Source organism: Thermofilum uzonense, from assembly GCF_000993805.1.
Lineage (GTDB): Archaea > Thermoproteota > Thermoprotei > Thermofilales > Thermofilaceae > Thermofilum > Thermofilum uzonense.
This window is the reverse complement of sequence record NZ_CP009961.1, coordinates 1,497,250-1,508,791: the sequence shown is the minus strand read 5'-3', so window position 1 is coordinate 1,508,791 and position 11,542 is coordinate 1,497,250. Positions and strand designations below refer to the sequence as shown.

Genomic DNA, 11,542 nt, shown 5'->3' with positions numbered 1-11,542 from the left:
TCACCCAGGAGGCCTGGCCTCCGGGGTTGCATCCATTATGAGTAGGCGTGAGGCGCGGTGCGCAGGCTTTCCGACCGGATCAAAAAGGAGGTGATCCGGCCGCAGGTTCCCCTACGGCCACCTTGTTACGACTTCTCCCCCCTTGGGAGGCCCAGATTCGACCTCCCACCTTTCGGCGAGAGGCCTCACCTGGGCCTCCCTCGGGTGGAGCGACGGGCGGTGTGTGCAAGGAGCAGGGACGTATTCACCGCGCGTTGGTGACACGCGGTTACTAGGGATTCCACGTTCACGAGGGCGAGTTGCAGCCCTCGATTCCTACTGAGGCGGGGTTTACGGGATTTCCTTCCCCTTTCGGGGTCGGAGCCCGCTGTCCCCGCCATTGCAGCTCGCGTGTAGCCCGGGGGTTTCGGGGCATACTGACCTGCCGTAGCCCCCACCTTCCTCCGGCTTATCGCCGGCAGTCCCCCTAGAGTGCCCCAGCCCCGAAAGGCTGGGTTGCAACTAGGGGCGGGGGTCTCGCTCGTTCCCTGACTTAACAGGACACCTCACGGCACGAGCCGGCGACGGCCATGCACCTCCTCTCAGCTCGTCTGGCAAGGTCGTTAGCCTGGCCTTCATCCTGCTGTCGCCCCCGGTGAGGTTTCCGGCGTTGACTCCAATTAAACCGCAAGCTTCACCCCTTGTGGTGCTCCCCCGCCAATTCCTTTAAGTTTCAGCCTTGCGGCCGTACTCCCCAGGCGGCGGGCTTAACGGCTTCCCTACGACACTGGGCGGGCTCGAGGCCCACCCAACACCTAGCCCGCATCGTTTACAGCTGGGACTACGGGGGTATCTAATCCCCTTTGCTCCCCCAGCTTTCGTCCCTCACCGTCGGGCGCGTTCCAGCCGGGCGCCTTCGCCACTGGTGGTCCTCCTGGGATTATAGGATTTCGCCCCTACCCCAGGAGTACCCCCGGCCTCTCCCGCCCCCTAGCCCGACAGTATCCCCCCGCTCCCACGGTTGAGCCGTGGGCTTTAAAGGGGGACTTGCCGGGCCGGCTACGGACGCTTTAGGCCCAATAATCGTCCCGACCACTCGCGGGGCTGGTATTACCGCGGCGGCTGACACCAGGCTTGCCCCCCGCTTATTCGCCCGGCTTTTTAGACCGGGCAAAAGCCACCCTCATCGGGTGGCACTCAGGGTGGCTCCGTCACGGTTTCCCGCATTGCGGAAGTTTCGCCCCTGGTGCGCCCCGTAGGGCCTGGGCCCTTGTCTCAGTGCCCATCTCGGGGCTCCCGCTCTCACGGCCCCCACCCGTTATCGGCTTGGCGGGCCGTTACCCCGCCAACTACCTGATGGGGCGCAGCCCCATCCTCGGGCGGCTGCAACGGGCATGGCGTTGCAGCCTTTTCGGCGCGGACCCATTCCAGGAGTCTGCGCCTATGGGGGATTAGCCCCAGTTTCCCGGGGTTATCCCCCTCCCGAGGGTAGGTTAGCCACGTGCTACTGAGCCGTCCGCCGGAGCCGGCCGTAGCCCCGGCTCCTAGACTTCCATGGGTTAGCCCCACCCTGATAGCAGTCGGGTCCGGCAGGATCAACCGGAGTCTGGCCGCGAGCGGGCGGAGCACCATTTATGAGCCTGCGCACCGCGCCTCACTTTCTTTTCCCCGAGAGTGCAGGAGCACGTTCTTGTGCCCCAGTTTTCTCGGGGAAGCACTGTGTTGCCGTGGACGGAGGCCGCCTTTTCATTGGGGGAGGTTGCCTCCCCCGTGATCCAGGCGAGCCGCCGGGGTCCACGGCAGCATTTTAGTGTTGTATATCAGACCTTTATATACTTTACTTTAAGGAATATTCCTATTATTGCGTGTTTCAGACCCGTCCCACGCGGTCGGCGGCAAAGTTTTTTATGATCGAGGGTTGATGAGGTACAGGGTGTAATGTTGTGGGCCTCAGAGAGACCTTCGAAGACTGGGTTAAAGTGTTGAAGCTTGCTACTAAGCCGACGAAAGAGGAGTACATGGTTACACTCAAAACAGTCCTGCTTGGCTTGGGGCTTCTGGGGAGCATAGGCTTTGCGTTCCAGCTTGTAGGAAGCATGCTCGAGTTTGCAAGGTTCACGGCTATCCCCCGCGAGTACATGGTTGTGGGGGGTGTGCTCGTAGCCCTGGTTCTCGTACTCGTCACAATGTACCTTAGGGGTAGAAGCAAGATTTAGGGTGTATACAAGTGGGGGAGAAGAGCTCGAAGGGCACACGTTTCTATGCCTTCCGCGTCACTGTGGGCCAGGAGTACAACGTGGCCCAGCTGTTGTATAACCGTGCGAAAGGCGGTGGCTACAGGGTATACTCTATCGTCGTCGTGCCGGGGGTTAGGGGCCTCGTGTTTATAGAGTGTGATGCCCTGTACGAGGCCCAGAGGCTCGTAATGGGGATGAAGCATGTACGAGGAGCTGTCAGAGGGGCTATAAGCTATCAGGAGATGGAGGCCTTGATCAAGCCGAAGCCCATAGTCGAAAGCGTGAAAGTCGGGGACATCATAGAGATTATAAGGGGCCCGTTTGCGGGGATGAGGGGTAAGATAGTCAGCGTCGACCCCACCAGGAACGAGGTCAAGGTGGAGTTAGCCGAGGCCGTCTACGTGTTGCCTGTAACCATCAGCGCTGAGGACATAAAGGTGGTCCAGAAGGCTGAGGCGCAGTCCTGATGTCTAATACTGGGGGAGGAAGGCCCGAGCTAGATTTGAGGCTTTTTCTGAAAGAGCTCTCATCGAGGAAAAGGCTTGTATCGCCTTCTTCGATGCTAAAGCTAGAGTTCCAGGTCGCCAGGTTTATTCAGGAGGCTCAGCCTAGTCCCATCCTGGTCAACTCCGAGAAAGGACCTATAGTCTCGAATCTGCTTGCCTCACGGGAGGCCCTGTATTTGGCTTTGAACGTGTCTAGCGACGCTGAGGCTTATTTGCAGATGTCTAGGGCCCTGGCATCTCCGAGGAAGATCGAGCTACTGGAAACCCCCTCGATGGCCTCGCTGGGAGATGACCTTTACAAACTACCCATCCCAAAGTTCTTCGAGCTCGACGGGGGCCACTACATAACGGCTGGAATCTTTGTGGCCAAGGAGTGCGACGGAAACGCTATCAATGCTAGTATTCATAGGGCTATGCTGCTCGACGAGAACCACTTAGCCGTCAGACTTGTCCCTAGACACCTCTACCACATGTTTACGAAAGCCGAGAAGAAGAGGCGCCCATTAAGGGCCGCCATACTTATAGGCGCTCCCCCAATCTTCTACCTGACCGCCGCATCAAGTCCCCCCTACGGGGTATACGAGGCCGAAGTGGCGAACAGCCTGGCAGGGGGTAGTCTAGCCGCCACAGTAGACCTGCTCGAAGGAGTCCCCCTACCGGTTCCAAGCGAATACGTGATCCTAGGAGAGTTCCTCCTTGATAGGAGGGCTAAGGAAGGGCCCTTCGTGGATATACTAGGCACGTATGATGAGGTGCGTGAGGAGCCTGTCTTCAAAGTACACGAGATTCTTGCACGTCCAAGCCCAATGTTTTACTCGATTCTGCCCTCAGGAGAAGAACACATATTACTTATGGGGTTCCCGCGGGAGGTAACCATATGGGAGTCTGTCAGTAAGGTTGTCCCTAGAGTCCATAGGGTCAGACTCCCGGTTTCCGGGGGCGGGTGGCTTTACGCGGTTGTCAGCATCGACAAAAACGTGGACGGGGATGCCAAAAACGCTATCTTGGCCGCCTTCGCAGCACACCCCTCGCTCAAGCTCGTCGTAGTGGTTGACGGCGACGTGAATCCCGACAACCCCCGAGAAGTCGAATGGGCTATAGCTACAAGGATGCAGCCGGACGAAGACGTAATAATATTGAGGGGGGTTAGGGGGAGTAGCCTAGACCCCTCAGCTGACCAGAAGAGCCTCATGACATCAAAGATGGGAATCGATGCTACACGTCCCTTAGGCAAGCCGGACTGGATGTTCAAGCGTGCCAGGATACCAGAAGCTCGCCAGTAACGTCTTGATGTGAACTTGACGGAAGATGAACTTCGGCGAGCAAGTCTACTGTTCCCTCCATGTTTAACGCCTGGAATTCATGGTTGCTTCGCAATTTAAAGCTTTTTGCTTTATTTACTTGGTTTGCCAGAGCCTTTAAAGACCGATCCTCGAGGCAAAGCCTTGGCATGCTTCCTATTCCTCGAGGAGTCCTTCAATCCTGCTTTTGAGTTCTTCCAGCTCTCTGAGCATCGCGTCAATATCGTTGAGTGTCTTCCTGTATTCTGGGAGGATGTCAGCGTAGATCCTTAGGGAGGCGATGCGTGTGCGTCGAATGTTCACCTCCTCGACCGCCTCGCTTAGAGCCTGGTACGCCCTCCCCGCGTGGTCAACCTGGAAGGCCTGCATAGCCCTGGACTCCCCCGGGTGTAGGTTGAGGCCACCGGCGAGGGACAATGCCCGGCTGTAAGCCTCCAAGGCCTCCCTGTACTCCCTCTCGACCACCCTCGACGCGTAGGCAGCCAGCCTCCCGGCGGCCTCGACGCTAGGAGGGTTGGAGACAGCCGTCCACAGGAGACTCTCAGCCTCCAGCCTAGCACCCTCCTCGCCCTCCACCGCAGAGACGAGAAGCATTACTAGAGCTGTGCAGGCAAGCATACGCTAAAAAGCATTAAACAGGAACATTAAAAAGGTAAACAATTAGTCTTTTTATACCTGAATAATAATAATATTAATCATACAGGCCGCCGCAAGGCCCTCAACAATGGCCCTCAACCCCGACAAGGGGGGATGAGCGGGCACACGGCCTCGACGGCTACACAGTGCTTCCCCGAGAAAACTGGGGCACAAGGACGTGCTCCTGCACTCTCGGGGAAAAGAAAGCAGGGAGAGAGGCAAAGCACAGCACGCATGCCCGGCGCAGCAAATACCATGGGCCGAAACCAGACCCCCTCAAAACATAAGCCTTTTTTAATCCTCCATCCCAACCTTTAGTGGTGGCACCCCCTTGTGAGGGGGTGGAGGGTCCTGTGAGGGCCTCGCCGGCCCCGTGGGCCGCCTGGCCCGAGGGGCGCCCACGGAGTAGCCCGAGGCGAAACGGGGGCGCCGGGAAAGGCTTGTGTTTTTGAGGGGGTCTGGCGGTCGCGGGGCGGGGCGAGGGGCACGCGCCCGCTACCCCTCACCGGGGTGCCCCCGGCCATCATGGGGGTGTCCGCCTAGAGGAACGCCCCAAGAGCGGGCCGGCAGCCCGCCCCCAGGGCTCCGGCCACAGCCCCTGAAGCCCCCAAGGCGCGGCTAAGCCCACGCGGAGTTTGGAATGGGTGGAGGCGGGGGGTAAAGAGGGGGTAGTCACTGGGGGCGGCTCCCGGGTGGGCCGCGTGGGCGCCGAGACGCAGGGGGCGTCCAGGCATGACGGGGCAGTGATACAGGGGGGCTGCGCGCTGGGGCATGGCTCCCGGGTAACAACCCCACCCCTCAGGGGCCCGGGCCTACAGGCCTGCGCCCCTTCACTGGGGCCCCGGGCAACAGGAGCCCGGGCTACGCTGTGACGCGTGGACGCCGGCCATGGTCGGCGGCTCCACGCCGAGGAACCCGGGCCCCCGAAAGGGGTGAGGGGATGGCAGCTGAAAAAGCGGAGAAGCCTGCAAAGGCCCCGCCCCGAGCGAGGGGTGGGGGTGGGGCGAAGTCCAGGGCTTCAAGGAGAAAGAAGCGCGACAACAGGCCGGTGAGGGCTCCCGCTCCTCCGGGGCCAAGCGGGGGCGAGGAAAGTGGCCCGGTAACTGATGAGATGTGTGCCCCCGTCGAAACGGGGGGTGTCCGGGCCGTCGTCCTGCGCCTCAAATTGAACCCCGAGGTGGAGCGGGAACTCGAGGCCCTCGCTGACGCTACGGCTAAGATGTACAACGAGGTGAACTTCATCCTCAGAAAGCTATTCTTTACTAGAAACTACACAGACGAGAAAGTGAGCAGAATAATCAGGGTGTTCTACAGGGCCTACAGCAGGGGGCTCTGCGGCAGGCCCCGTCTAGGGAGCTACATCGCGGACGGTGTCAAGGAACAACTCCAACAAGACTGGCAGAGGTTTTTTGGACTACTCAAGGCGAAAAAGGAGGGCAAGCTGCCCGGGTGGATGAAGCCTAGGCCGCCCGGGTACAAGAAGGATCGCTTGCTCGGAAAACGGGAAAAAGTGCTATTCGTCGAAGGGAGAGGTTACAGAGTTGTCAACGAGGGGGGGCGGAGGGGCAAACTCATAGTCTCTGTTGCCGGGAAGTGGATATCCTTAGCGTACCGCGGGAAACTGCGCTGGCGCGGCAAGCAGGGAACTCTCGTTGTCAAAGAGGTCAACGGGCGCTGGTACGCCTACATACCAGTAAACGTGGGCGTGCCGGCGCCACGGGAAAGGAAGTATAGCTACATGTACATCAACGGTGAGCGTGACAGGATCCAGTTGCAACAACCCCGGGGTGGGGAGAAGGCCTTCATCGACCTCGGGGTCAACAACGTCATTGCGGCAGTGACTACCACAGGGAGGGCCCTCCTATATCGGGGAGGGCCCATTAAAGCAGAATACGAGTACTGGAGCAGGGAGGCGAAGACGTTTCAGAGCCTCCGCGATAAGTGCAAGAACCACGGTTTGCCCTGGCATCGCTGGCACCTGTTTTACGCCAGAGCTGTGGAGAAGAGAACTAGGCGGATGCAGAACCTGAAACGCAACACCGTCAAGCACCTCGTCCGCCTCCTCTGGGAGGAGGGCGTGGACACAATCTACGTCGGCCTCCCATACGACATAATCCACGAAAAGGGCAACAAGTGGAACAGCAACGTCTGGGGCTACAGGAAAATCATCACATGGCTCGCCGAGGTCGCCAGCGAGCACGGGATGAAAGTCTTCGTCGTCGACGAGAGCAAGACATCGATCACGTGCTCTCACTGTGGCTACGAGGACAAGGAGGCCCGCGTCCACCGCGGCCTCTACAAGTGCCCCCGGTGCGGCCTCGAGATACACGCGGACATAAACGCATGCTTGAACATCGCCCACAAGGCGGGATACACCCCGCCGACACCGACGAGAATCGAGACCTACACCCCGACCCACCAAGGCGTAGTGGCCGCTAAACGAGGAGAAAAAAGTACCAGCCGGAAACAATAACCCCTAAGAAGGGTAACCGGGAGCCCGCCCTAGTGGCGCAGAGCGGGTAGAAAGCTAGAGACGTGACACTATTACTGGGGAGACCGCAGCACATTTTTTCTTCAGCAACTCGACAATCCACAACCCGAAGACGTCAGCGTGCACACGTCCAACCCCCTTTATTCTCTCAATGTTAATCCTGAAGAGGGGCCCAGCCTCTTCAACGCATATTGAGAAATCCTCGCCCCAAAGCCACCCTTCACGCTTCCTTAACCCGATTCTCAAATACCAACACTCGCCACTCCTCTCAATCCTCTTCACGCGTACCTCAACCCTGGAGAGACCTTGGGGTGTCTCGATTTGAATGCTCTGGGTAAAGTCCTTCAGACTGCTCAAGGTCTCCGTAATGTCTACTCCACTGCAGCCATCAACCTCGATGACTGTTTTTTTAACCAAGAGCACCAGCTAAGTATAACATGAACACCGTGATGAAGAAAAGGTTTACGCGATCCTTGAGGGCTTTCAGCCCCAGGACAGATGACGTACTCGTCGCCGTGACACTGGAGAATCTCCAGTCACTCCTATTGCTAGACCTTCTTCTCGACATAGAGAAGGAGTACAACGTGAGGATCCACCACCTACATATCGGTGAATCGATCCCGCGCGAGATAGAGGAAAGAGTGTCACGATCCCCGATTATAGCTTCCACTAGACTAATACGGTTGAAGCCTAAAAACTACACAGACGTAAAACTCAACGTTGTCTCAAACCTTGGCCAATATCCAAGTGACAGCTTGTACGTGCTCCCCTTCACGGCAGACGACCTGGCATGCTACTTCCTTGAAGAGCTCCTTAAAGCAAATCTAACAGGACTAGCACTGGAGGCTGAAGCCCGTACAGCCTACCCCCTGTACACGACTACCAATAGCGAGGTTGGCCAGGTGTATAGGGGTACCAGTCTTCGCGCCGCTACTATTAGGGACTGCGATCTTCTCCAAGCTCTCGCCGGTAGAGTAGCTCTACAGGCTTTCGGAAACTTTTACGTGGAAGCCTATGTTAAAAGAAGAGGTGGAGCAAGAGTCAACGTAGAGGGCGAGTTCCAGGGTCGCCTCGGAGCAGCGGGAGGAAACGAGGATGAATAATTTTGAGAAAATAGGTCACGGAACTTCAAATTCTCTGCCTCCAGTGCGGATTAAGCAGGTAGAGCAGAACAGCCTTCGAGGTGTGGAGCCTGTTCTCTGCCTCATCAAACACAACGCTTTGAGGACTCTCTATCACATCGTCTGTTATCTCCTCCCCCCTGTGTGCCGGGAGACAATGCATGACTATGTAGTCGTCCCTGCCAACCCTCTTTAAGAGCTCCGCATTAACTTGATACCTCGGCAAAAATGTTTTAATTCTCTCCTCACGCTCCTTCTCTTGGCCCATGCTCACGAAAACATCCGTATAAATCACGTCGACATCCCTTACCGCCTCGAAGGGATCCTCGTATACCTCAATCCTCCTGTAAATCTCTTCCCCAAGCACCCCCGGGTCAGGCCCGTACTGCCTCGGAGCGGCTACCCTGACCTTAGCCCCGAGCTTAACGCCTGCTATCGCAAGCGAGTTGAAAACGTTGTCGCGGCCGTCGCCTACAAAGGCTATCTTTACACCTTCAATTCTGCCCTTCTTCTCCATGATCGTCATGTAGTCCGCTAGGGCTTGCAGAGGATGGTACTGGTCGCTTAAAAGATTAATAACCGGCACGCTCGAGAATTTGGCTAGCTCAACGAGGTCAGAGTGCCGGAAAACTCTAGCCGCGAGAGCGTGGTGGTAGCGTGACAGCACCCTACCTAGATCCTTAACAGGCTCCCCCCTGGATAGCTGTAGCTCCTGGGCAGAATAGGAGATTGGGAACGCGCCTAGCTCCTCGATAGCCACCGTGAACGAGGCTCTTGTTCTCGTAGACGGTTTCTCGAAAATCATAGCGATGTTAAGGCCTGTAAGGTATGGCAGAACTGTCTTCCCGTGCTGTCTTAGCCTCTTCAAGAGTATTGCGTCATCTATGAGAAGCCTTATCTCCTCAGGGGTATAGTCCCTAAGCGTAAGAAAGTCGCGTTTGTGCACATTTAATCTTCCTCTACAATAATAAATTTTTAACTGTCTAAAAGCGGGTGCTAGAAGGATAGAACTGAGTCTATAAAGCTCTTGTAATCGAAAGGCTCTAGGTCTTCGAGACGCTGCCCTGTACCCACGTACAGCACAGGCCTCCCAGTCACATAGACTAGCGAGACAACAACTCCACCCTTCACGTCCGCGTCAAACTTCGATACTATGCTTCCATCTATTCCCACCTCCGAGTGGAAAGAGCGGGCCATCTCAACCGCGTCATTACCTGTCAACGCGTCCCCAACGAATATTTTGAAATCTGGCTCCACCACCCTTATGATCTTCTTCATCTCATCCATTAGGTTTTTCTTTGTATGCATCCTCCCAGCGGTATCTATCATGACCACGTTGTAACCTCCCCTTCTAGCCCTCTCAACAGCCTCATACGCGACGGCTGCCGGGTCGGCACCATACCCCATGCTGAAGACGCCGGCACCGGCGAGGCTAGCTATCTGTGAAACCTGCTCTATCGCACCGGCTCTGAAAGTATCGGCTGCGGCTATCAATACCCTTAGCCCCTTCTTCGAGAATCGATAGGAGAGCTTTCCAATAGTGGTTGTCTTCCCGTGGCCGTTTGGGCCTAAAAAGATGACCTTGAAAACTCCTTTTTGCCTGGCCTGCTCCATGGCTAACTTCTCAAGGTCTATCCAGCCTGCCCTCTCAAAAACCTCTTGAAGAGTTGCACGAAGCTCGGATTCTAGAAACTCTTTTACGCTCCTCCCCCTTTGAATCCTCTGACCCACGACCTTACTCCTAAGATCCCCTATTATCCCCTCAGCCACCTCTACCGCTACATCGCTCTGCACCAGCTCTATGAAAAGCTTTGAAGCTGCCTCGTCAAACCTCTCAGGCGTGAGCTCTTTGAAGGCCAGCGTGTCAACGAACTCTCTAAAAATCTTGGAGAGCTTTCTAGCGGACATCAATTCTACCTTAGTGAAGCCTGTAGCTGCTGTAGCCTTCCAAGGACATTGTTTAGCTCGTCTACTCTTCTCTCGATGATTTTTTGCAGCTCGCCCCTCCTCTGCTCAAGAAACTGCAGCGTCTCGTTTAAATCCTTCTCAACGAGGATGTTGGAGCCGATGGCAACAAGGAACTTTTCCTGTCTATTGATCAAAGCCTTCGCGTAGACTCCCGACGAGATGGGTATAAGTATCTCTTTTGACTCTCCCAGGGAGCTTATGTTCTTTAGAGTTATTACAGTAGCGTCGACCTCCTGCAACAGGTTTTGCGCCAGTGTGATCTCTTTTTGTAGCTCCTCGGCCAACTGGCTCAGCACGGTGTATTCTTGGGCTATTCTCTCCCTCGACTGCTGTGACGACATCAAGGGCTTGAACAAAAGCCTAGAATAAATATTCTTTGGCAGATCAAAACTTAGGCGTACAAGACAACCCTATCCGTAGCCGCTAGCGCCTTCACATAGACGTCTTCGACGTCGTCAGGGCTTACTTCCCTTATACCCGTGATCTTGACGTGGTTACGGGTAACCTTGTGGCGACTCCCCAACAGGCTGTAGAGTTTCTCCAATACGTCTTTTTCTCCCAACCCCCTGAGATATATTCGGAACTTGCGACGCTCGCCAAGCCGAAGCTTCATCTCCCCTGTAACCTCGAAAGTGCGTACGGCCATTGTTTACCGCCTACCCATGGCTTGGCATAATGGATAGAAAAACCTTTTGCTGGAAAGACGTGGAAGTAATAACAATAGGTAAGAGCGGACCACCGCCGACCGCGTGGGGCGGCTTCCGGGTTACCATTCCAGGGGGTTATTCTCTGGATCCTGGTGCTCGTATCCTGCTTTTTTTTCTCGGCAAGTGATATGACTCCTTGATGCGTCGGTACAAAGGCTTCGTTTTTAGCCGGCGCTGAGGCGTTGCATCCTGTCTTGTGGTCAATGTCCAAGCATGCATTGATGCCCGCGTTTATCTCTAGGCCGAAGTTCTTGCACGCGCATCGCCACCCTCAGGGCTTACGCGAGCATCGTCCCAGGCCAAAGGAAGGCACTTAACGGCATCGATGCAATGCTCAGGGAGCTGGAAGAACTCCAAAGCAGGATCGAAGGCCTTCTCGAGGAATAGGAAGCATAGAAGACATGCTAGAACCCCCAAAAATATAGAGAGTGGACCGGCCGGGATTCGAACCCGGGACCTCCGCCGTACTCGGAGCCCCTACATTAGCCCTTGCGAAGGCGACATCCTCCCGCTAGACGACCGGCCCTCAAATAACAAATGAATGTCCCTGTTTAAAAAATTTCTATGGTTTGATTTCTCCTTACACTTTCAGCGTT

General features: G+C 56.2%; 12 protein-coding genes, 1 tRNA gene and 1 rRNA gene. 5 read left to right on the top strand and 9 right to left on the bottom strand.

From position 1 onward, the window contains the following. Positions 1-85 precede the first annotated feature (85 nt). Positions 86-1,585, bottom strand: a 16S ribosomal RNA gene (locus MA03_RS07940). Between the two features lie 337 nt (positions 1,586-1,922). Here MA03_RS07940 and MA03_RS07935 point away from each other — a divergent pair. Genes MA03_RS07935 through MA03_RS07925 form a run of 3 tightly spaced genes read left to right on the top strand, consistent with a single transcriptional unit; the run spans position 1,923 to position 4,005 of the window. Beyond that, positions 1,923-2,195: a protein translocase SEC61 complex subunit gamma gene (locus tag MA03_RS07935; protein WP_052884730.1), complete on the top strand. Its 273-nt coding sequence runs from the start codon at positions 1,923-1,925 to the stop codon at positions 2,193-2,195. An 11-nt stretch (positions 2,196-2,206) separates the two neighbouring features. Further along, positions 2,207-2,683 (top strand): transcription elongation factor Spt5, encoded by a 477-nt coding sequence (locus MA03_RS07930; protein WP_052884729.1) that lies wholly within the window; start codon positions 2,207-2,209, stop codon positions 2,681-2,683. Beyond that, positions 2,683-4,005, top strand: a complete 1,323-nt coding sequence (locus MA03_RS07925) for a UbiD family decarboxylase (protein ID WP_052884728.1) — start codon at positions 2,683-2,685, stop codon at positions 4,003-4,005. Before MA03_RS07930 ends, MA03_RS07925 begins: the two co-directional genes overlap by 1 nt. A gap of 174 nt (positions 4,006-4,179) precedes the next feature. On the opposite strand, the gene MA03_RS07920 is transcribed toward MA03_RS07925, so the two are convergent. Continuing rightward, positions 4,180-4,641, bottom strand: coding sequence for a hypothetical protein (locus MA03_RS07920; protein ID WP_052884727.1), 462 nt, complete (start codon positions 4,639-4,641; stop codon positions 4,180-4,182). A gap of 958 nt (positions 4,642-5,599) precedes the next feature. Here MA03_RS07920 and MA03_RS07910 point away from each other — a divergent pair. Further along, entirely contained in the window at positions 5,600-7,132 is a 1,533-nt protein-coding gene (locus tag MA03_RS07910) for an RNA-guided endonuclease InsQ/TnpB family protein (RefSeq protein WP_052884726.1), read from the top strand. 54 nt (positions 7,133-7,186) lie between these two features. On the opposite strand, the gene MA03_RS07905 is transcribed toward MA03_RS07910, so the two are convergent. Continuing rightward, on the bottom strand, positions 7,187-7,567 hold the full coding sequence (locus MA03_RS07905) for a hypothetical protein (RefSeq protein WP_191118558.1): 381 nt from the start codon (positions 7,565-7,567) through the stop codon (positions 7,187-7,189). Between the two features lie 20 nt (positions 7,568-7,587). Here MA03_RS07905 and MA03_RS07900 point away from each other — a divergent pair, with 20 nt between their 5' ends. Continuing rightward, the gene (locus tag MA03_RS07900) at positions 7,588-8,253 is read left to right on the top strand and encodes a hypothetical protein (protein WP_052884724.1); all 666 of its coding nucleotides are present in this window, start codon (positions 7,588-7,590) and stop codon (positions 8,251-8,253) included. 25 nt (positions 8,254-8,278) lie between these two features. On the opposite strand, the gene argF is transcribed toward MA03_RS07900, so the two are convergent. From argF to MA03_RS07875, 6 genes are all read right to left on the bottom strand, one after another. Continuing rightward, positions 8,279-9,217, bottom strand: coding sequence for an ornithine carbamoyltransferase (argF, locus tag MA03_RS07895; protein WP_236944877.1), 939 nt, complete (start codon positions 9,215-9,217; stop codon positions 8,279-8,281). A 50-nt stretch (positions 9,218-9,267) separates the two neighbouring features. Next, positions 9,268-10,179 (bottom strand): signal recognition particle-docking protein FtsY, encoded by a 912-nt coding sequence (gene ftsY, locus MA03_RS07890; RefSeq protein WP_052884722.1) that lies wholly within the window; start codon positions 10,177-10,179, stop codon positions 9,268-9,270. A gap of 5 nt (positions 10,180-10,184) precedes the next feature. Next, entirely contained in the window at positions 10,185-10,580 is a 396-nt protein-coding gene (gene pfdA, locus MA03_RS07885; RefSeq protein ID WP_052884721.1) for a prefoldin subunit alpha, read from the bottom strand. 50 nt (positions 10,581-10,630) lie between these two features. Further along, the gene (gene rpl18a, locus MA03_RS07880; protein WP_052884720.1) at positions 10,631-10,885 is read right to left on the bottom strand and encodes a 50S ribosomal protein L18Ae; all 255 of its coding nucleotides are present in this window, start codon (positions 10,883-10,885) and stop codon (positions 10,631-10,633) included. A gap of 298 nt (positions 10,886-11,183) precedes the next feature. Continuing rightward, the gene (locus MA03_RS08865) at positions 11,184-11,363 is read right to left on the bottom strand and encodes a hypothetical protein (protein WP_191118557.1); all 180 of its coding nucleotides are present in this window, start codon (positions 11,361-11,363) and stop codon (positions 11,184-11,186) included. 12 nt (positions 11,364-11,375) lie between these two features. Next, positions 11,376-11,472, bottom strand: a tRNA-Ala gene (locus tag MA03_RS07875). Positions 11,473-11,542: the final 70 nt, after the last annotated feature.